Source organism: Segatella oris (assembly GCF_900637655.1).
Lineage (GTDB): Bacteria > Bacteroidota > Bacteroidia > Bacteroidales > Bacteroidaceae > Prevotella > Prevotella oris.
On sequence record NZ_LR134384.1, the window covers coordinates 2,565,829 to 2,588,132 of the forward strand.

At 46.6% G+C, this 22,304-nt stretch carries 14 protein-coding genes; 12 read left to right on the forward strand and 2 right to left on the reverse strand.

Annotation, left to right across the window (positions count from 1 at the left end):
* The 3 genes from EL210_RS10800 (at position 1) to EL210_RS10810 (ending at position 7,296) form a co-directional block, all read left to right on the forward strand.
* The gene (locus EL210_RS10800) at positions 1 to 2,907 is read left to right on the forward strand and encodes a M16 family metallopeptidase (protein WP_018919573.1); all 2,907 of its coding nucleotides are present in this window, start codon (positions 1 to 3) and stop codon (positions 2,905 to 2,907) included.
* Positions 2,908 to 3,697: 790 nt separating this feature from the next.
* The gene (locus EL210_RS10805) at positions 3,698 to 5,353 is read left to right on the forward strand and encodes a fumarate hydratase (RefSeq protein ID WP_018919574.1); all 1,656 of its coding nucleotides are present in this window, start codon (positions 3,698 to 3,700) and stop codon (positions 5,351 to 5,353) included.
* A gap of 227 nt (positions 5,354 to 5,580) precedes the next feature.
* The gene (locus tag EL210_RS10810) at positions 5,581 to 7,296 is read left to right on the forward strand and encodes an AraC family transcriptional regulator (RefSeq protein WP_025879707.1); all 1,716 of its coding nucleotides are present in this window, start codon (positions 5,581 to 5,583) and stop codon (positions 7,294 to 7,296) included.
* Here EL210_RS10810 and EL210_RS10815 read toward each other — a convergent pair.
* Positions 7,265 to 7,678: a hypothetical protein gene (locus EL210_RS10815; protein WP_197721028.1), complete on the reverse strand. Its 414-nt coding sequence runs from the start codon at positions 7,676 to 7,678 to the stop codon at positions 7,265 to 7,267. The two genes, EL210_RS10810 and EL210_RS10815, sit on opposite strands and share 32 nt — an antisense overlap.
* An 884-nt stretch (positions 7,679 to 8,562) precedes the next feature.
* On the opposite strand from EL210_RS10815, the gene EL210_RS10825 reads away from it, so the two are divergent.
* The 9 genes from EL210_RS10825 (at position 8,563) to EL210_RS10865 (ending at position 20,041) form a co-directional block, all read left to right on the forward strand.
* Positions 8,563 to 9,804, forward strand: a complete 1,242-nt coding sequence (locus EL210_RS10825) for an OmpA family protein (RefSeq protein WP_232000345.1) — start codon at positions 8,563 to 8,565, stop codon at positions 9,802 to 9,804.
* Positions 9,805 to 9,807: 3 nt separating this feature from the next.
* The gene (locus EL210_RS10830) at positions 9,808 to 10,737 is read left to right on the forward strand and encodes a FimB/Mfa2 family fimbrial subunit (protein ID WP_026285881.1); all 930 of its coding nucleotides are present in this window, start codon (positions 9,808 to 9,810) and stop codon (positions 10,735 to 10,737) included.
* Between the two features lie 52 nt (positions 10,738 to 10,789).
* Positions 10,790 to 11,683: a fimbrillin family protein gene (locus EL210_RS10835; RefSeq protein ID WP_018919579.1), complete on the forward strand. Its 894-nt coding sequence runs from the start codon at positions 10,790 to 10,792 to the stop codon at positions 11,681 to 11,683.
* A gap of 69 nt (positions 11,684 to 11,752) precedes the next feature.
* A complete protein-coding gene (locus EL210_RS10840) occupies positions 11,753 to 12,745 on the forward strand; it encodes a fimbrillin family protein (RefSeq protein WP_018919580.1) in 993 nt (330 codons plus the stop codon).
* Positions 12,746 to 12,778: 33 nt separating this feature from the next.
* Positions 12,779 to 14,809, forward strand: coding sequence for a fimbrillin family protein (locus tag EL210_RS10845; protein WP_018919581.1), 2,031 nt, complete (start codon positions 12,779 to 12,781; stop codon positions 14,807 to 14,809).
* 549 nt (positions 14,810 to 15,358) lie between these two features.
* The gene (locus tag EL210_RS10850) at positions 15,359 to 16,276 is read left to right on the forward strand and encodes a helix-turn-helix domain-containing protein (RefSeq protein ID WP_018919583.1); all 918 of its coding nucleotides are present in this window, start codon (positions 15,359 to 15,361) and stop codon (positions 16,274 to 16,276) included.
* Positions 16,277 to 16,580: 304 nt separating this feature from the next.
* A complete protein-coding gene (locus tag EL210_RS10855; protein WP_018919584.1) occupies positions 16,581 to 18,758 on the forward strand; it encodes a TonB-dependent receptor in 2,178 nt (725 codons plus the stop codon).
* Position 18,759: 1 nt separating this feature from the next.
* Positions 18,760 to 19,377 (forward strand): nicotinamide riboside transporter PnuC, encoded by a 618-nt coding sequence (gene pnuC, locus EL210_RS10860; protein WP_025879726.1) that lies wholly within the window; start codon positions 18,760 to 18,762, stop codon positions 19,375 to 19,377.
* Positions 19,349 to 20,041 (forward strand): thiamine diphosphokinase, encoded by a 693-nt coding sequence (locus EL210_RS10865; RefSeq protein WP_018919586.1) that lies wholly within the window; start codon positions 19,349 to 19,351, stop codon positions 20,039 to 20,041. Before pnuC ends, EL210_RS10865 begins: the two co-directional genes overlap by 29 nt.
* A 631-nt stretch (positions 20,042 to 20,672) precedes the next feature.
* Here EL210_RS10865 and dnaA read toward each other — a convergent pair.
* On the reverse strand, positions 20,673 to 22,079 hold the full coding sequence (gene dnaA / locus EL210_RS10870; RefSeq protein ID WP_004371497.1) for a chromosomal replication initiator protein DnaA: 1,407 nt from the start codon (positions 22,077 to 22,079) through the stop codon (positions 20,673 to 20,675).
* Positions 22,080 to 22,304 lie beyond the last annotated feature (225 nt).

Sequence of the window (22,304 nt, forward strand, 5' to 3'; positions counted from 1 at the left end):
ATGAGACTAAAAACGATTTTATTCACATTGGCTTTGACCGCAATCTCATCAGTTTCGGCCAAAGACTACCACTTCACGACCGTCAAAGGTGACGTGATGCAAACTCGCATCTACACTCTTGACAACGGCTTAAAAGTCTACATGAGTGTCAACAAAGAGCAGCCAAGACTGCAAGCAAACATTGTAGTCCGCACGGGATCGCGCAATGATCCGGCCGAAACTACAGGCTTGGCACACTACTTGGAGCATCTGATGTTCAAGGGAACACAGCAGTTTGGCACCACAGACTACGCCAAGGAAAAACCTTATCTCGACGAAATTGAGCGACGTTATGAATACTATCGCACGCTCACTGACCCTACACAACGCAAGAACGCCTATCATGAGATCGACTCAGTGTCGCAACTTGCCGCCCGATATAACATCCCGAATGAATATGACAAGCTCATGGCAAGCATCGGATCTGAAGGAAGTAATGCCTACACAAGCAACGATGTGACCTGCTATGTGGAGAATATTCCATCGAATGAAATCGCAAATTGGGCACGCATTCAGGCCGACCGCTTCCAGAATATGATTATCCGTGGCTTCCATACTGAGCTTGAAGCCGTCTACGAAGAGAAGAATATATCCATGGGAAGCGACGGAAGTAAGGAGTATGCAGCCCTTTGGAAGCTCCTCGCTCCTACGCATCCATACGGCACTCAGACCACAATCGGCGAGCAAGAGCATTTGAAGAATCCTTCAATCGTCAACATCAAGAACTATTTCCACCGCTATTATGTACCCAATAATGTGGCTATCGTCCTTGCAGGCGACTTCAATCCAGATGCCGTTATCGCAATCATCGACCGATACTTCGGCAGCTGGAAGCCCAGCAAACAGCTTTCCCGCCCCGAGTTCGAGGCCCAAAAGACCATCACGAGTCCACGCGATACCACCGTCATCGGACTTGATGCAGAAAACATAATGATGGGTTGGCGCTTCAAAGGTGCCAATCAGTTGCAGAATGACACGCTTGATATCGTGAACCGTATGCTTTCGAACGGCAAGGCCGGACTGCTTGACATCAATATCAACCAGCCTATGAAAGCCATGGAAACAGGCACATATCTCGACGAACTTCACGACTATTCGATGCTCCTTATCGAGGGAGTGCCCCTGCAAAATCAAAAGCTTGACGACCTGAAAGCCCTCATCTTAGCCGAAACAACAAAGTTAGGACGCGGTGAATTCAGCGATGATCTGCTGCCGGCTGTGCTTGCCAACAAGAAACTTCAATACTACAAGTCGCTTGACAGCAATCAAAAGCGCGTCAGCATGATGGTAGATGCTTTCGTCAACGACAAGCCATGGGCTGATGTCACACAGCAGATAGAGCGTCAGGAAAAGCTTACCAAGCAGGACATCATAGACTTTGCACGCCGTCATCTGCGCACAGATAACTACGCATGTGTCTATAAACAGATGGGCACCGACACCACCTTGAAGAAGATTGAGAAACCTATCATCACTCCAATTCCTGCAAACCGCGAGTTTGAAAGCAAGTTCCTCAACGAAATCCGCACGGCAAAAACAGAGCCGATACAGCCTGTGTTCGTGGATTTCAAGAAAGAACTTACATTCTCAAACACAAAGTCTCGCCTGCCTCTGATTTACAAGAAGAATACTGACGACGGCATTTTCGACCTCGTTTTCCGCTATGATTTCGGCTACACTGCCAACAAACTCTACAACACAGTCTTTGACTATCTCGACTATATCGGCACCAACGACATGACCGTTTCACAAATCAAACAGGCTTTCTACAAGCTTGCCTGTAAATATTATGCCGTCATGGATCAGCGCACACTAAGCATCTATCTCACCGGTCTCAATGAAAACATGCCGCAAGCACTGCAACTTTTAGAAAAGATCATGCATCAGGCAAAGGCTGACAAGGCCTCTTGGAGCCGCTATTGTGACATGGTTGAGAAGGCACGCAACGATGCAAAGACCGATCAGAAGGCTAATTTCAATGCACTTTGGGACTATGCAATCTATGGGAAATACAATCCGACGCGCGACAAAACCCCTGTAAAAGATCTGCGGACCATGGACCCACAGCAGCTCGTTGACATGCTTGCACAACTTGGAAAGATGCAACACACCGTGTTATACTACGGCGCATCCGACCTCAAGCAGCTCGACAAACTGCTCACCAAGGAGCATCCTACACCTGCGAAATGGGCACCCATGCCTGTCAACAAGCCTTACAAGCCACAGCTGACGGCACAAAACGAAGTGCTCATTGCCCCATACGACGCCAAGAACATCTATCTCAGACAATATAACAACGAAGGGAAGACATGGTCGCTTGCCAAAGCTCCCGTTGAAACCCTATTCAATCAGTACTTCGGCGGAGGCATGAACACAGTAGTTTTCCAGGAACTTCGCGAGACACGTGCATTGGCTTACAACGCTTATGCCATGTATAAACGTCCTGAATATAAGGACGATTCGGAAAGCTTCTTCACGCATATCATCTCACAGAACGACAAGATGGGCGACTGCATCAAGGTCTTCAACGAGATTGTCGACAGTATGCCGCAGAACGAAGCAGCGTTTGATTTGGCCAAACAAAGCCTCACGAAATCCATTCAAAGCGAACGAACAACGAAGTTCAACATCTTCCAACGCTATCTGTTCCTCAAGCAATTGGGCCTTGACCACGACTACATGCAGGACATATATGCCGCATTACCGAAGCTTACCTTGCAGGACATTGTCAGCTTCGCCCGTCAGAACATTGCCCATAAGCCTTATCGTTATGCCGTTCTTGGCAATGAAAAGAACCTCGACATGAAAGTACTTGAAAAGATAGCCCCCGTGAAACGCCTCACGACGGAAAACATCTTCGGAGAGTAAAAGGCTGAGAAAACAGAAAGGTAAAAGAATGGAAAAGCAATCTTTTGCCGAAAAATAAGATACAACTTCTGTTAAAGGGATATGCTTCATCCATTGAAACATATCCCTTTTTCCTGCTTTCAATGTGGCATCATGTTTCAATCCAGTGACAGCAGACCTTGAGAATAACAAGGAATTAATCAAGAAGCGAATGATATGTTAAATCTTATCATTAATATTTACAATAGTACTTGTTAAATCAAAGAATTCAAAACCAAAGTCTTTTTCGTTCCAAATAAGTGCTGTTTTTTACGGTTTTGCAACATATTGACAGTCATATTGTTATGAAATTCAAGTCAGATTATGGGGAATAATCACGCTGAAAAACACTGTAATTTGCGTCAAATCAGCTTGTATCTTGCATCACTTCATGGTGTAATCTGACGCAAACAGCAGCATGACTTGCGTCAAATCACAGCACATCATGAATAGAATAGCACATCAAGGACATTGAACGCGGGAGATAACGTCCATTTTTCCGCTTTTTATTTTCTATTTGGTGATGCTCTGAAATGTTAAAAACGAGACATTAAGTTTACATTATCAAGCCATGCAAATGGCTCGTATATTCCACTTTAAGCATTCTCCTCATCATGACAGGAGCTGTATATTGCATGGTTTCCTTTCACAAAATCCGGAAAAAGATGCGTACGAAAAACGTGAAATTCGCAGCGAATTACACATATTTTTTATACCTTTGCAACAATCAAGCAATGAGAAATTCGAAACAATATCATAAACAAAAAACATTATGGCAAATAAAGTTGAATTCAAGTATGCACCGATGTTTCAGGTTGGAAAGGACGACACGGAATATCGTCTTCTGACAAAAGAGGGTGTAACAACAAGCGAATTTGAAGGCAAGCAGATTGTGAAAGTCTCAAAAGAAGCCTTGACTCTTCTTGCACAGCAGGCTTTTCACGATGTTGAGTTCATGCTGCGTCGCGCACACAACGAGCAGGTTGCCGCCATACTTAGCGACCCGGAAGCCTCTGAAAACGATAAGTATGTAGCACTGCAGTTCCTCCGTAACGCCGAAACTGCAGTCAAAGGCATACTTCCTTTCTGTCAAGACACGGGTACGGCCATTATCCATGGCGAGAAAGGTCAGCAGATCTGGACCGGTTTTGAAGATGAGGAAGCACTCTCACTCGGCGTCTACAACACCTTCACTGAAGACAACTTGCGCTATTCTCAGAATGCTCCGCTCAACATGTATGATGAGATTAACACCAAATGTAACCTGCCTGCGCAGATTGATATCGAAGCAACAGAGGGTGCAGAGTATCGTTTTGTCATGGTAGCTAAAGGTGGTGGCTCGGCCAACAAAACCTACTTCTATCCTATGACAAAGGCAACTATCCAGAATGAAAGCACACTTCTGCCCTTCTTGGTGGAGAAAATGAAGAGCTTGGGAACCGCAGCCTGCCCTCCATATCATATTTGTTTCGTCGTTGGTGGAACCTCCGCAGAAAAGAACTTGCTCACCGTTAAGCTCGGATCTATCAAGTATTACGATAATCTTCCTACCACCGGAGACGAAACCGGGCGTGCTTTTCGCGACATAGATCTTGAAAACAAGCTGCTCAAAGAGGCGCACAAGATTGGTCTCGGTGCACAGTTTGGCGGCAAAGCGCTGGCACATGACATCCGCGTTATCCGTCTTCCACGCCATGGTGCAAGCTGTCCTATCGGCATGGGAGTAAGTTGTTCGGCCGACAGAAACATCAAAGCAAAGATCAATGCGGACGGAATCTGGCTCGAAAAGATGGATACTAACCCTTCAGAACTTATCCCCGAAGCATACAGAAAGCCTGGAGAAGGCGCTAAGGGCATAGAGATTGACTTAGATAAAGGCATGGATGCCGTGCGCGCAGAGCTTACAAAGTATCCTGTTTCAACACGTGTCAGCCTTAAAGGAACTATCATTGTGGCACGTGATATAGCCCATGCAAAACTTAAAGCGCGTCTTGATGCAGGCGAAGATCTGCCACAATACATGAAAGACTACCCTGTTCTATATGCTGGTCCGGCCAAGACTCCGAAGGGATATGCCTGCGGTTCGATGGGGCCGACTACTGCCAACCGCATGGATCCCTATGTAGATGAGTTCCAAGAACACGGCGGTTCTCTCGTCATGATAGCCAAAGGCAACCGCACTCAAGTTGTAACAGATGCCTGCAAGAAGCATGGTGGCTTCTATTTAGGTACGATTGGCGGTGTTGCTGCAGTGCTTTCACAGAGCAGTATCAAGAGTATTGAATGCGTAGAATACCCGGAATTGGGCATGGAAGCCGTATGGAAGATACGCGTTGATGACTTCCCTGCTTTCATTCTTGTTGATGATAAAGGCCACGATTTCTTTAAGGAACTGAAGCCGTGGACGCCTTGTGACTGCAAGAAATAAAGCAAACTTGAAATCTCCCTCATTCTGTTTTCAAAATCATGAAGCACGAGGAGAAGAGTGATTGCGGGCAGAAGTTCTATCATTCAAGCGTACATCGAAATCGGAGAATTGAAAAGAGACGGCAACATTGTACTCCACAGACCAGACAAGGAGTCAGTGAACGCAAGTTCCATCGAAGAGCTGTCTGAACTTATGATACAGACTGTAGGATTAAAATAAATATACTGATGAAAAGAATTACATCTATCCTGTTTATCCTTATGCTTTCGATGGGAAGCGTATGTGCCGTCACTTCTGCCGACTCCATACGCCGGGAAATGAAACACCTCAAGGGAAAAGAACTCTTGCGGGCACACAGTAACCTCTGCCGGTTAGCAGCCGCCCAAGATGATATGGCATATGAGTTGCGTTGCATCCGCGATTTTCTTGCGGAAGCTTTGAAACAAAAGGATGCAGATGCCGAGGGAAGGGCACGTGTCAGACAGTTGTATTGCTACTACAACTATGACAAACCAGACAGCATCCTCTTCTATCTGCCAGAGACACTCAAATCTCTGAAGAAAAACAGAATGTGGGAGTATTACTACAATGCGTGGAGCGTTTTAGTAGAGAGGTATATGTACGAGGAAAAACTGCAGACAGCCTTGGTCGAAGCACGGAAGATGTATGCCGATGCACACGCAGTGAACAGCAACTACGGACTGGGGGTTTCCTCATACGATATTGGTAGCATCTACCAAACTATGGGCCGCTTTCGTGAAGCGGAAAAATCCTTAACGGAGAGTATTGCCGCTCTGTCTAAGGAAGAAGATATCTCACAACTGCTCTCTGCCTACAATGCCTTAAGCGAGACTCTCGACGGATTGGGTGAGTACGGCAGACTGCGGGCAACAACCGAAAAATGGAAAAACGTCCTTGACAAATATCGGGAAGAGGCACAGCGCAAGGGCTATACCCAGCCACTAAACGGACGTTACCTTTACTGTACACTGGCAGCTGCCGTTGCTGAAATAGAGACGGCAAATTATTCAAAGGCTTACAAACTGCTGAAACAAGCAGAGATATACGCAGAGGGGCGCAAGGCTGTCGCGCAATACAAGCTCTTACAAGTAGAGGCACGTTACTATGCGGCGACGAAACAATATGCAAAAGCGATAGCCTGCAACCGCAAGAACATGGAAATCATTACTGCCTCGGTCGACTCCGTGAGTCTGCTCACCGTGCAGACACAGCAGGCAGATTTTCTCCTGAAAGCGGGACGGTATAAGGAGGCTGCCGAACTCTACAACGAGATACTTCCTCACAAGGACAGGCTGCGCACCACGGAACTTGCCAACCAACTCGACGAACTGCATACCATTTTTGAAGTGGATAAGCTCACGCTACGCAACGAAATCATCACCACACGCTTCTATCTCTCTCTTATTATCGGACTATTGCTGTTGCTTACCCTCATCCTATACATTATATATATGCGCAGGATGCACCGTAAGAACAGAGCCTTGTACGACTCCATTCTGCAATACCGACGTGTGCAGGACGAAGTAGAGAGTTCGGAAAAAGCCATTCCTGAAGAACAACTCGACCGCGAAGGCAGGCTCTACCGTCAACTGTGCGAACTGATGCAGACCAAGGAAGTTTACAAAGATACGGCACTGAACCGAGATATTCTGGCCGAACAACTCGGCACGAACTCCGTTTATCTTGCCGATGCCGTGCGCAAATATGCCGACGGTGCCACTGTCAATGAGTTTATCAACAGCTACCGTCTGCGTCGTGCAGCCTCCCTGCTGACCGGTAATCCTGACTTGAATATCAATGAAGTGGAATTCCTGTCGGGCTTCAATTCCCGTTCCACTTTCAACCGTTGCTTTCGAACCAGCTATGGCATGTCGCCCTCGGAATACAAGGTCATCTCCAAAGAGAAGAAGAAGAGAAAATAACAATTGCCAGGTCGATAGATACCGAAAGAGAGTATGTAAAATGTGAACTGCCCCCCGAAAGTTGTTTTGTCAAACTTTCGGGGTTTTTCGTTTTTCTGAGGAGTAGGAAATGGAGCCAACGGCGTTTTTTGATTTTCCCTCGCGGGGGAAAGCCGTTTTTCGCTGATTTCTGATTTTCCCCCGTGGAGGAAAGCCGATTTTTGCTGATTTCTGATTTTCCCCCATGAGGGAAAGCTGATTTTCGCAGATTTTTGATTTTCCCTCGCGAGGGAAAGCCGTTTTTCGCTGAGTTCTGATTTTCCCCCGTGGAAGATAGCTGATTTTCGCTGATTTTTGTACGTCGTACCCCTACGAAGCGTGATTTTTCATATTTTCCGCTCATCGTAGGGGTACGAAGCCTTGTTTTATGCGTTTTTCATCAATCGTACCCCTACGAAAGCTTCATTTTTCTGTTTTTCGTTGATTGTATCCCGTATCTGAACAAATTTTCCCGAAAATTGATAATCTACCCCCGTATCTGAGTTATTTTTCTTGAAAATCGATGATTGTACCCCGTATCTGAACAAATTTTCCCGAAAATTGATAATCTACCCCCGTATCTGAGTTGTTTTTTCTTGAAAATCGATGATTGTATCCCCTCATCTGAACAAATTTTCCCGAAAATTGATAATCTACCCCCGTATCTGAGTTGTTTTTTCTTGAAAATCGATGATTGTATCCCCTCATCTGGGCAGATTCTCTTGAAAATAACAGACCATTTCTTTGCTTAAAACAAGCTTTGATTATCGCTTTATCTTTCTGTTTTGATATTCCTTTTCCTATAAGATAAGGAAAGAAAGAATAGAAACTTTTTCATCCGTATTTGTCTGTCTTACGGCGAATTCCGAATATGACACTCTTTTTTTCGGATATGAGACACCTCAGGAAAACATAGTTTCTAACTTTGTGCCAGCATCAACAAAAAAAGAATTAAGAGGATGTATTGGGTATATATAACAGAGGAGAGCGAGGCAGGAATGACCATTGGGTTTTCTGCTGAAATGGATAAAATGCTCCTTATTCTTTCCACATGTGGGAAACGCCTTTTCTATCTCCGGTCCTTTCCTGTTCCTTTCGATGCGCTGGCATACAAACATCTGCTCGAGGATCTCTCGCTAAAAACAATCAGGAGATTCATACGAGCTCATCAGACAGAGACAAAGCAATATCGCGACAGACTTTTAGCTAATTATGATGAGAAGCAAACCATTTAAATTAAAACAAAATATGAATTATAAAAGAGTTATGTTGACAATGCTGCTTGGAGGAGCAATTCTCCAACTCCATGCACAGGAGGTTTCGAAAGAACTATCCACGAGCCGAGGATGGTATGTCGGGCTTCGTGGCGGACTGTCGGGGGGTACGTCTACATTCGTTTCGGCTGCTGCCGATAAATATCGGCCGGGGTGGAATGCAGGATTTTCCGGAGGTTACCGATTTAACTCCGTATTTTCTATCGAAGGTATATTGAAATGGGGAGAAGTCACTCTCGGTGTCCGCAAAGGCGATGTCGGTGCGAACTATTGGTTGGGCAGCGATCTCGTGCGTTACCATGCTCCCGTCATAGGCCTCGAGGGTTGGGATTACAACGACCTCAAAAGCCGCGTCTGCATCCGGAGCTTCAGCTTGCAGGGCAATATCGACTTGCTTAAATTCTTCCGCTCCGTCAATCGTCGCTGGCGTATGGAGATTTCACCCCTTGTATCGGTAGTGCGTACGAAAGCCGATTTCATGGATATTTCAGACAATAAGACCGTTATGGGACTCGGATCTCAATGGCACTTTGGGTGGGGTAGTGAGATGCAAATCAGCTACCGGATGTCCGGGCATTGGGCTATCGGCGCCTACGGTGGTTTCACACAGCTTGTCGGCAAACGCCTTGATTACATTCCAGAACAAGGCTACAAAACAAATCTGCTCCGCGAAGCTGGCCTGAAACTCACTTATTCTGTAGGCAAGAAAGTGAAAAGAACAGAGGCATTGCAGCCTTCAGAACCTAATATGCCCGAAGTTGATGATCTTCACGTACAACCGGAACAGAAAGAGGGCAACGAACCGGAAATGACAAAAGTGACAAAACAGGTTGAGCAGTCAAAGACAACTGAACGCCCCGTTTCTGAAGTAAGTGTGGCAGCTGCCGAAAGTGTGGCAATAGTCGACTTCCCCACAGTGTACTTTGCTTTCAACAGTGCAAGGATCTCGAGCAAGGAGGAAACAAAAATGCAGCAGATACTCCACCTACTACAAGACAATCCGAAGCTGAATATCATCGTGACAGGCTGGTGCGACACTGTGGGTAGCGATGCTGTCAACCTGCGCCTGTCAGTGCGACGTGCCAAAGCCCTCAAAACATGGCTGACCACCCGGGGTATCAATGCTGTCCGCATCAAGACCGCTGGCAAAGGCCGAGACTTTAACGAAAAGAACGCTGCCAAAGCGCGCCGTTCGGAAACAGTAAAGGAGGATTAAATTATGAAACAGATATCATTTTATTACACCGTCGTGTGCCGCTTAGTGCTCTCTGACACGTCACCTTTGTTATCACTTTTATTTTTCGTGGCGTTCTTGTTTACATCATGCAACTCCAACGACACAAGCAATGAGGCTTACGGCATTTCTGCTACCCTTTCTTGGGCAGATCCCGCCGATGCCGGTCGCGAAATCAAGAATGTCAAGGTGTGGATATTCCAAGCTGACGGCAAGCTCGTATCCGAGCGCGAATACAGTTCCAAGTTTCTGACCGCTCTCGACATCCATCCGCTTCCCGTAGGGGAATACGACGTGGTGGCTGCGGTCAATCTCATCAAACCTTTCCGAGCAGACGGCAACGAGACTTTTTCCACATTGTCACTGAAACTTCAAGAAGCTTCAGCCTTAGCCGAGCACGCCCACTATGCCGTAGCGCACATCAGTCTGCCGAAGGACAGGAACATCCGTGCCAATCTCAAACTGCATCGCATTCTCTCGGAGCTTACGATAGAAGTGGAAGGCGTTCCACAGGGTGCGAAACTTGAGACTGTAGTGATCAATGCCGCCGAAGCCCTTGTTCCCTCACAAAAGGAGGCCGACGGCACTTGGGGTAGAGCCTCTGAAAACAAGCAGCGAGCCAAAGGCAAAATCGCCGTCGAACAGAACAATATCATCAAGACTGAAACCCTTCGTCCGATGCCTACGGTGAGCAATGCCACGCATGCCTATCTCCACTTTACGTTCCACCTTGCTGACAAAAGCCTGCGCAAGTGCGATGCAGAAGCCCCTCTCATGAAGCCGGCTGGCAAGTATACATTGAAAATGAAATACGCCGAACTTAAGCCTTTCATGCATATCGATGCCACGCGGATCAGCGATTGGGAAGAGGGGTGGACAATCAGCGGGGAAATACTTAATCCCATTACCCAATGAGAGAACTGATGAAACAACTTTAATTATTATTCAACCTATAAAATTAACAAACATGAAGAAAAAGTTTCTTTTCGCTGTCACACTGGCAGCCGTTGCACTGGCAAGCTGCAATAACGACAACGGACAAGTGCTGTCGCAGACCAAGCCAGAGTACATCACCGTGAGTACTTCCATTGACAACCTGACCCGCGTCTCCACCACGGGCAACGCCTCCAAGTTCGATGAAGGCGACAAAATCAGTGTCTATGCCTGGACCGGCACTGCCGATGAGGTGGCGCTCGCCAACCTTGCAGTGAACAACTCCATCAACGAACTGAAAGATGGCAAGTGGCAGGCGACTCCTCTCATGAAATGGAAGGACATGTCAACGCCTCACTTCTTCCTCTCCGTCTATCCTGCCCGCACCGTAACCAACTTCAAGGCCGACCCCGTGAAGGTAGACACGCAGAAGCAGTTGGAGAGCGACCTGCTCGTAGCCGTCAATACAGGTAAAAGCAAAGCGGGACTGCAAGCCACTGATAATCCGGTATCGCTCCATTTCGACCACATGATGTCCAAGCTTGTTCTGGAACTGACCTACCGCAACGAGTTCAGCGGCACGCCCACTGTTGGTTCGACAAGCATAGAGGCCAAGAATGAAGGCACCATTGATTACCTCAAAGGTATGATTACTCCTAACGGGACTGTTGCTCCGTTCCACTTGCAAACAGTGAAGGCCAACGAGGTGTATGCTTCCGTCATCATACCGCAGGCAGTGCAGAAGTTCACGATAACTATCAACGGCAAGAACTACGTCTACACTCATCCCACACAGCTGATGCTCGTCAAGGGCAAAAAGCAGACGGTGAAACTCATCGTGGGACGTAACCGCATTGAGCTTGACCAAGTGGTCATCAACGACTGGGGAGCTGCTGCAGACATCACGGGCGGAGAAGCAGTGGATTAAATCGGATAATCTCTGATAAAACCCGTTTTTATTTTCCAATAATAATCATCATAAAAAATAATCAAGATAATGAAGACAATCAAAAATCTGGCAATGCTTGCCGTTGCCGCACTTGCCACAGCTGCGTGCAACAATGACGAGAACCTCGTCACTCCGACTGATCATTTTCCCGCCGACGGCATCATTCGCGTGGCTGCCGATGTAACTGACCCACAAACCCGTGCGGGAATGGAAACAAACAATCTTAAGATGTTCCAGCTTCGTGTACAGAACCCCGTCAATGACACCTATTCCTACAACGCTCAGATGAAGAAAGATGGCGACCAATGGGTGAGTTACAAGAACGACGGTTCTGAGAAAATGATGATGCTCTGGCAAAACAAGACGCAAAAGGTGAACGTAGCCGCCGTATGTATCCCTGACGTCACACTGACCGATGATAATTGGAAAGCCACCGGCGCCACACCCGTAAACATCACGGTAGAAGCCGACCAGAGTAAGGCCGACAAGCTGAACAAAAGCGACATTCTCGCGATGAAGAACCACGAGTTCAACCCTGCCACCGAACTGACCACAGGAGGCAAAATGAAAGTAGAACTCAAGCACCGCCTTGCCAAGCTCAACCTCACCGTGAAGCTCGGTACTGATTTCAATCTGAACGGCATCGGCACCACCAACAATCCCATTACCGAGGTGAACGTAAATGGCACCAACACCAAGGCTGCATGGACACTCATTACCGATGAATTCAGCGGGCTGAGCGAAAAGAAATCTGTCAAACCTCTTCAGACTTCATACACCGCCGGTAATGCCGATAAGCAGAACGCCGTGGCGAAGTACGAATGCATCCTCCTGCCACAGACCATCAATGCCAACGGCTTCGCGGTGAAGATTGTCATAGGAGGCAAAGTGTACACATGGAAGTCTGGGGATAAAGTTACCCTCACATCCAACACGCAGTACAACCTCACCCTCACGGTGGGCAAGGACATCGTTGTCATCGGCAGCTTCACCGCTACTCCATGGATTGACGGCGACACGCAAAACATCGAGACAAAATAAAAACTTTTTAATGCAATAAAAACATTTAATACAATGAAACTTCAGATAGTAAAAATGCTTGCAGTGGCTGCCCTCTTCGGAGGACTGACCGCCTGTAACAACGAACTTACCGAGCCGCAGGCAGACCAAGTTCCCGAAAATGCCGTGCGGATTACGGCGAGTATAAACAACCCGTTTGCCACCACCCGTTCCATGCCTTTGGGCACGGTGGAGGATCAAGCCAAGTTCAAGGAGGGAGACGAAATCTTGGTGACAAGCTACAGCGGCCAGCATGCCATCTATCGTTTCGATGGCTCTGCCTGGACGCCCACAGACGGCAAGTACCTCCTTTGGAAAGACGACAACCAGACGGAGACTTTCGCAGCCTTTTATCCCGCCGAATGGGGCTTGGCAAGGTTTGGTATAGCATCATATGCTTTTCCAACAGACCAGAGCAGTAAAGACAAAATCGCTAAAGCAGACCTGATGCAAACGAATCTTAACCAAACAAAAACGAAAGACGCATTGCACTTTACGATGGGGCGCTTCACGGCACGCCTCATTGTCAAGATAGCCGGCTTCAAGTCCGAATTTCCTGCCAATGCCAAGGTGGAGAACGTCAAGTTTCATAACCAGACATACGGCACCCCTGCAACATACACACCCTATGCCGATGGCCGGGGCGAGGCGGGCAGCACCTACACGGTGCTTGTTCGCGATGCTTCTGCGGACCATACGGTTTCCCTTACCGTAGGTGGCAAGGCGATGACTGCCAAGCTGCAGGACTATTCGTATGATGTCGGCAAGAGCTACACCTACAACCTCACGGTGGGCAAGGAGAAACTCGAGGTGGGCGAAGTGACGGTGGCCGACTGGACTGGCCGTGAAGTCATTCCGGGTGGAGAAGCCAACCTATCCAAATGGGACGGGGTGACGACATCGGCCGTAACTCCCGAAGCCGACGGCAGAACCTATAACATCAAGGATGCAGAAGAATGGGTATGGCTTTGTGAACAGGTAGGCAACAATACGATTCCTACGAACGGACTGATCGTCAATCTGATTGCAGACCTGAACTTCGGCGGGCACGAAATGTATCCCTTGGGATATACGAAAGACAATGCAAGCGGTAAGGCCGTTGGTTTCTGGGGCACGCTCAACGGAAACCATCACACAATAAAAGAATTGAAGATGACGAAAGGCACCTATCGGCATCTTGGTTTCATTGCTCAATTATATCCGAACTCCACGGTTAAAGACCTCACCGTAGAGTGCGACATCAAAGGAAATTGTGACGACACCGGTTCAGAAGCTGTGACTATTGGAGGAATAGCAGGCAACTGCATGGGAGGTACCATGCAAAACTGTACGGTCAAAGGAACCGTATCCTCCGATAAGATAGCAGTCTATATGGGAGGTCTCATCGGCTATTTCTACGGAGGAACCATGATGCAATGCTCAAACTATGCCAATGTCGTCTCCCTTTCCGACGACAGCAGGATTATAGGGGGCGTGGCCGGATGTGTAGCCGATCTTTTACTGTCAGGGTACGATATGCCCTCTTTCATGATAGCCTGCGTCAACTACGGTACTATCTCTGTGCGTGGAGACGGACGGGCCGGAGGCATAACGGGAGAGGCCGAGGAAAATCAGAACAAACCGAATGATGTCCGAAACACTTTTGTGGCCTGCTATAACGTCGGAGATATAAAGGTAGTGGAAGGCAAAACTTATGTAGGTGAGCAAGCCTCGGGATTGTGTACAGCAACATCTGAAAAGAGTACTGCACTTTACGGCTGTTTCAGCGCGGGCACTCTTCCACAAAACGGAAAGCCCGGCGTAAGCGTGTGTAAACCGTATGGCAATGGAGTCTTTGCCCTTTCTGACGCTTCAGATGATTTGCCGGAGTCTGTAGGAATAGCCGATACGGGGAAAAACTGCGGGAAGAAAACACGTGCCGACCTGAACTCTCCGGCGACCATAAAGGCTATGAACGATGCTATCGAGGCCTTCAATGCAAAAGAACCGACTCATGCTTGTACCTACCGTTTCAAAGCGGGACCAACTTATCCCGTTCTGAAATAGTGCCGAGACAAATGATAGTAACCTGAATTCAATATCGATAGATTTCGAGTAAAAACACATATATATAATAAGGTGGCCCTTGCAATGATACCAAGCATCGGTTGCAAGGCTCGCTTTATATATCCTTGATAAATACAGATGCGCTCTCTTGAAGAATGGCTACAAGAGATTTACAAACAAAAAAAGACCCGTCATCCCGACGAGTCTTTCTCTCTTATAGCTACCACTATAATTTCATCTTAAGTGATACTTAATTATCATTTGGACTTATATGAGTATAATCGTTTAATTAGTCGCGCACCTACATGAGTTGAATTTTATTGTTGCAAAAGTACACATATTTCCTTATATAGGCCTTGTCAAAAAGGTATGTAAATTTTCCTTTTATGTATGAAATCACTGAAATAGAGATAAAAAAGGGCATTTTAGCTACCTTTTTGGGATAAAATACTGTTTTTCCACTTACGAAAAATGTTAAAATATAACAAAGTAAGCCTGATATGTTCCTTATTATTCGTACCTTTACGACTACAATATCAAGCATCAATTATGGAAAGCAACAAGAACAAAATGCCCACGATTGCATCACTGAAAGAACTGACCGAATTGCTACAATCTACGGAATACAAAACTTTGGGAGACCATGTTGTCACCTCAGACTATATGGCTTTCACCGATTGCAGTCCTTTCTTTCAAGCAATAATAGCGGCCAATGCGCCCATTCGCATGGAATGTATGCGTGTTGCTATCGTCAAACAAGGTTCTTGTTGCCCTGTAGTAAACTCGCGTCCCTATGCTTGCGAGCCTGGAGATATGATTTTCATCAACTGGGGAAGTGTGCTCGACGACGACAGCTTTGCACCCGACACACGGTTTGAAGGCTTTGCTCTAACCGAGGAATACCTGCGTCAACTCTTCGGATTGGATATTCCCACAATGCTCAAAAACCCGGGACTTTGTTTCAAAGTCCACCTAAGTGAGGAAGAAAGTAAGGTTTACAAGTGCTATCTCGATACGATCATGAGCCTCTCAAAACTACCTACCGGCGACAAAAACAAAGCACTCAATGCCCTGTTTGTCGCTGCACTCAACTTCGCCGAAATGCTTTATGACCAAGACTTTGTAGCTCCACAGAAGAATTGGTCGTTGGGTAAACAGCAGACCGAGGCTTTCATTCAATTGGTTAATCAAAAGGCACACACCGAACATGAGCTTTCGTTTTATGCTTCTACGCTCTGCATGTCTAACCACCACCTCAGTATGGTCGTGAAACGTGAAACGGGAGAAACGGCCAAAACATGGATTGACCGAGCCACCATTTCAGCTATCCAGGCGGAGTTACGCTATTCCAACAAAACACTCACCCAACTCGCCAACGAATTCAATTTCCCTTCACTCAGCAGCTTCTGCAAGTTTTTCAAACGCCACATAGGACTTTCACCACGACAATACAGAGCGGAAATTTAAGGACAAGGCGCAAGCTGTTGTTTCGGATAAAACAACAAAATCCATAAAAAGATTTGCATAATTAAATGCTATTCACTACCTTTGCAGGCGTCTTCAACATTGCGTTGACGACACAACACACGGGGTGCTACCGCGTTTGCGGATGCTGAGAACAGACCCATGGAACCTGAAACGGATAATGCCGACGCAGGGAAAAGATTATTCCACGAGTTCATTTTTAAGACCATCTGATGCATAAAAGCAATGCAGAAACCTCGATGTTGTTGGGAAAGAAATCGAGATTATTCATTAATAAAGCTTCAAAATGAACAGAAAACCAAAAATGCTGATGGCCGCTTTGATAGCAGTGAGCCAGAGTTATGCAGCAAAGGAGTCCATCGACACACTCAAGACCTATGAGTTACAGAATGTACAAGTCACATCAACTCGTGCAGGAAAGCATACTCCCATGGCCTTTTCAACGCTCAATAAAGACCAAATCAAGAAGATTAATCATGGTCAGGATATTCCTTTTCTGCTTTCTCTCACGCCGAGTGTAACCACAACAAGCGATGCAGGAAACGGCATTGGCTACACTTCCTTGAAAGTACGTGGCACCGACCCGAGCCGTATCAACTTCACCGCTAACGGCATTCCTGTGAATGATGCAGAGAGTTCGCAAGTGTTTTTCGTTAACATGAGCGACTTCATGTCAAGCGTAAAAGACCTTCAGATACAGCGAGGTGTGGGCACATCTACCAATGGAAGCGCTGCATTTGGTGCCACTGTGAACATGCAGACAGATGCTCCTTCGCTCTATCCTTACTTGAATTTCAATGCTTCTGCAGGCAGTTACGCCACGCATAAAGAGAATTTGCGCTTCGGTTCGGGCCTTTTGGGAAACCATTGGAGCTTTGACGGCCGCCTCTCCAATATCGCCAGCAACGGTTATATAGAGCGTGCTGCGAGCCAACTGAACTCCTATTTCCTGCAAGGTGCCTATACCGGAGACAACACACTCGTGAAACTGCTCACTTTCAACGGTATAGAAAAGACATACCATGCCTGGGATTACGCCACAAAAGAGCAGATGGAGAAGTATGGAAGACGCTATAATCCATGCGGAGAATACAAGGATGCAGACGGCAATACACGCTACTATGACAACCAGACTGACAACTATCACCAGCAAAACTACCAGCTTATCTGGAACCAGTTGCTTGGTGATAGGTTCAATTTCAACGTAGCCCTGCACTATACGGCAGGCTTCGGCTACTATGAACAGTATATGGTGGGGCAGAAACTTGCCAAGTATGGACTTACAACCACAAACTTGAAATCAGATCTTATCCGTCGAAAGAACTTGCGAAATGACTTCTTTGGTGGCGTATATGCCTTGAATTACAAGCACAACCGACTTGAAGCGTCGCTCGGTGGAGCCATAAACCATTATAACGGACGCCATTTCGGAACCATTGTCAGCGTGATTAATCCCACTGTTGCCAACTATCCCGATAACGAATACTATCGAAACAAGGCCGAAAAAAACGAAAATAGCATCTACGGAAAGCTGAACTATGAACTCGTCAAGGGCCTCAACGCCTATGCAGACCTGCAATATCGCTACATCAGATACCGCATAGAGAATCCCGAAGACAAATACACGACCGTGCATTCTGCGGATTGGCGTTATGACGAACGCTACAAATTCCTCAATCCCAAGGCTGGGCTTTTCTGGCAAATCAACCCTAATCACGCGGTATATGGCTCGTGGGCACTCTCTCATCGCGAGCCAGTGCGCAACGATTTCGAGGGAAATCCCGCCCCAAAGCCACGTGCTGAGCGCATGAACGACTGGGAATTGGGCTACAAGTACCAAGGAGTGAAGTTCAGTGCAGGCCTTAATCTCTACTACATGGCCTACAAAGACCAGTTTGTTCTCACCGGAGAGCGAAACGCTATCGGTGAGATGATCCACCGAAATGTAGGGAGTTCCTATCGCGAAGGCGTTGAATTGCAGGCTGCCTGGAAGCCCATGAGCTGGTTTCGCTGGGACATGAACACCACATTGAGCCGTAACCGCGCGAAAGACTGGACGGTAAAGAGCGATAACAATAAGTCACTCAGCTTTGGAACTACCCACCTCAGCTTCTCGCCCGACCTCATTTTCAACAACATTTTCACCTTTGACTATCGCGGTTTCGAAGCATCTGTGCAAAGCCAATACGTCGGAGAGCAGTATATGACCAATGACAACAACCGCAATCTCATGCTTGATGCTTACTTCATCACTAATCTTGACCTGAGTTACAGCTTTAAGATGAAGTCGGTGAAAGCCATTACAGTAGGCGCAACGATATACAACCTGTTCTCCGAAAAGTATTTCACGAACGGCTATGCCAGCGCAAGTTATGATGACAACGGAAAGGAAACTAAGACAGAATCAGCCTATTCTCCACAGGCACCCACTTACTTTCTGGCGCATTTAAGCATCACCTTCTGATATGACAGCATACTTATCACTCCACTGGCTCGATATTCTGACTACGCTCTTAGGTCTCACCTACATCGTATTGGAGTATCGGGCGAGTATCTTTCTATGGCTCGTGGGCATCGTGATGCCCCTGCTTGACATCTGGCTTTACTTCAGTCACGGTCTCTATGGCGATGCAGCTATGGCCGTTTACTATACGGGAGCCGCCCTCTATGGCTATGCCGTGTGGCGCTTCGGTCGTAAACACGGACAGCAACAAGGGCAGGCTCTGCCCATCACCCGCATGCGCCGACGCCTCTATCTGCCTGCAACAGTGTTCTTTTTCGTGGCCTGGGGCGTCACCTACTGGGTGTTGCGAAGCTTCACCAACTCTACAGTGCCACTGCTTGATGCCTTTACCAACGCGCTGAGTTTCGTTGGTTTGTGGGCTTTGGCACGCAAATATATCGAGCAATGGGCTTTCTGGCTCGTGGTAGATGTCATCAGTTGCTATCTCTACATCGTCAAAGGAATTCCTTTCAAAGCCGGACTTTATGGCTTATATGTGGCGATTGCCGTGGCCGGATACTACAAATGGAAACAAATGATGCAACAACAACATGAACAACTATCCGCTCATCAACAGTGAAACTCACTTCGACATGCTCATCGTGGCCAATGGTTCCTACCCCGAAAACGAGGTAGGCCAAACCATAATTCGCCATGCCCGACACCTCATCGCATGTGATGGCGCAGCCTTATCACTCATTGACCACGGCATTCGTTCCGGGCAAATGACGGTGGTTGGTGACGGAGACAGTCTGTTGGCAGAACTGAAAACACGTTTGAATTTCCTCCACATGGCCGAGCAAGATGATAACGACTTGACCAAAGCCACACGCTATGCAACCACGCTTCCGCACATCCAAGAGGGCAGCCGGATTGCTTATTTAGGAACCACAGGCAAGCGCGAAGACCACTCATTAACCAACATCGCGCTCATGATGCGCTATTATTCAGAGTTTCATCTGCAGCCCGTCATGATTACAGACCACGGATATTTCATCCCCACCCAAGGCAACAGCACTTTCAAAACGTTTGCCCGGCAACAGGTAAGTATCTTCAATTTCGGGTGCAAGCAACTGAAAAGCAAAGGCCTTGTATGGGATTCTTTCGCCTATGATGCGCTATGGCAGGGCACACTTAACGAGGCACAAGGAGATGAAATCAGTTTCCAGGCTGACGGGCCTTATCTTGTTTACCTTACATTTGAGGGCAAACGAAAATGCCAAAGCAATAGACAAGGAAAATAATCTGCGTCAGACTGAAAGTTTCTGCAAAGTGAAAATTACACCTGTTTTTGTAAAGATTATCACCTGTTTTTTAACATCTCAAGACACCACCAAATAGAAATGAAAATCTACTTTCAGCACGGATGTGAGGCCATTTCTGTCTATCAGCTCTCTTGTTTTTATCTTCTTTTGTTGTCATTTCAGTCAGTTCACCGCATAAACTCATAGACTTTACTTCGTATGATGATGCAAATGGCAAGATAATCTGACGCAGATGACGATATGTTTTGACGAAAATTGCACCGTTTTTCAACATGATTTCATGTTGCTTTTTGCATTGAAAACCATAATTATCTGATATTCAACGCATTACAAAATCATAAAATACAGCGCATATTCAGCGTGGGGAAGGACTTCATTTCAAATACGCGAGTATAGCGAGAGCAATTGTAAATATCCTTGAAATGAATTAACACATCATCCGCTTCATGGGATTATAGCTCATGGAATGCAACACATACAATCCTCATTAACGAAAAAAGTCCCTGATACTGACTATCAGAGACGCTTTCACTTTATATAAATAAATACTTTGAAAACTATTCTTCTTACCTTTTTCCTACGACATACAACGACAGGAAATGACAGGAATTCAAGACTTTAACTTAAACGAAACCTCGATAGAATTCACTTCTTCCTTGAACGAACTGTCTACTTTCAAGCGGTTTTCTACCTGTGCACAACTATGAATTACTGTGGAATGATCACGGTTTCCGACAAGACGGCCGATGCGAGATGCAGGCATCTTGGTATATTTCTGGGCGAGATACATCGTCACTTGGCGGGCAATCACGAGATCATGCTTGCGACTCTTGCTGTTGACAGCACTCAAAGTAACGCTGAAATGATTGCATACCGTGTCGAGAATTTCGTCAACTGTGAGCGGATTGTCATCCACTTTCACCGCCCGCTTGATGACTCTTTCGGCCAAACGCATGTCAACATTGCTGTTGTAAACTACGCTGTAAGCCAGCAATGAATTGACAACGCCTTCAAGATCACGCACACTTCCATTGGCTGTTGAGGCTATAAAACGGATGACTTCATCGGGAATATGCAGGCCATCGCGACGGATTTTAGCCTTCAGAATGTCGGTACATAATTCCACATTCGGCTTCTCCAACTCTGCAATAAGCCCACAGGAGAAACGTGTGAGCAGTCGTTCGTTCATGCCTTTCAGGTCGACCGGCGGACGATCGCTTACTAAAAGTATGCGTTTTCCATTGCGGAAGAGATGGTTGAAGATATGAAAGAAAGTGTCTTGTGTCTTGGTTGCATTGACCCATTCTTGGATATCATCGACAATCAACATGTCAATCGTCTGATAAAAGCGAATGAAGTCGTTGATAGAACTGTGGAGATTGGCGTCTACAAACTGCGATTGGAAGAGGCGTGCACTAATGTAAAGCACGCGCTTTTCAGGATAAAGCTGCTTGCAACGGAGGCCGATAGCATTGATAAGATGAGTTTTTCCACAACCGGAAGGGCCATAGATGAACATCGGGTTGAACTGCGGTTGAGACGGATGTTCAGCGATAGAAAGCCCCAAACTGCGTGCTAATTTGTTGCTGGTTCCCTCAACATAATTCTTGAAATTAAGGTGGGGATCAAGCTGAGTGTCTATATCGGCAGCCTTGTCTACGTCCATAGGCGAAGGCGACTGATTGGCCCCGCTGCGCTCTTTGCGTGGTTCAGCATCTGTTGGATCGGCTTCTAAGTCTTGAGTCAGCTTGTGTTCCTTGTCTGTAACAACGCGATAAGTGAGCTGTGCACCCTCACCAAACGAGCGATAGAGCACGGTTTTGAGTAGGTTCAAGAAGTTCTCTTCCAAGTACTCATACACAAACAAGCTGGGTACTTGAACTAAGATAGTCTTCGTTGCTTCGTTGTAATGCTCAAAGACAATAGGTTTGAACCAGGTTTCAAATTGCTGTTGCGTCACGTTCTGCCTGATGAGCGCAAGCGATTTGCCCCAACGGTTATCAGGACTCACTTTCATTTATCATTTAAGATGTATAATAATGTATGTCTTTCGACTCTTTTTTACGTCGTGATTGCAAAGATAGTAAAAGATAATCAAAATGACAAATCTATCTGATGAATGTTTTCTGATAAAATGAGTTAAATCACTCATACATGTGAACTTACGCATATTATCAATTTATTTGCCTCTTTACAGACTTGCAGATATATAAGGTCTTGATTTCAAATGGATTATCTTAGG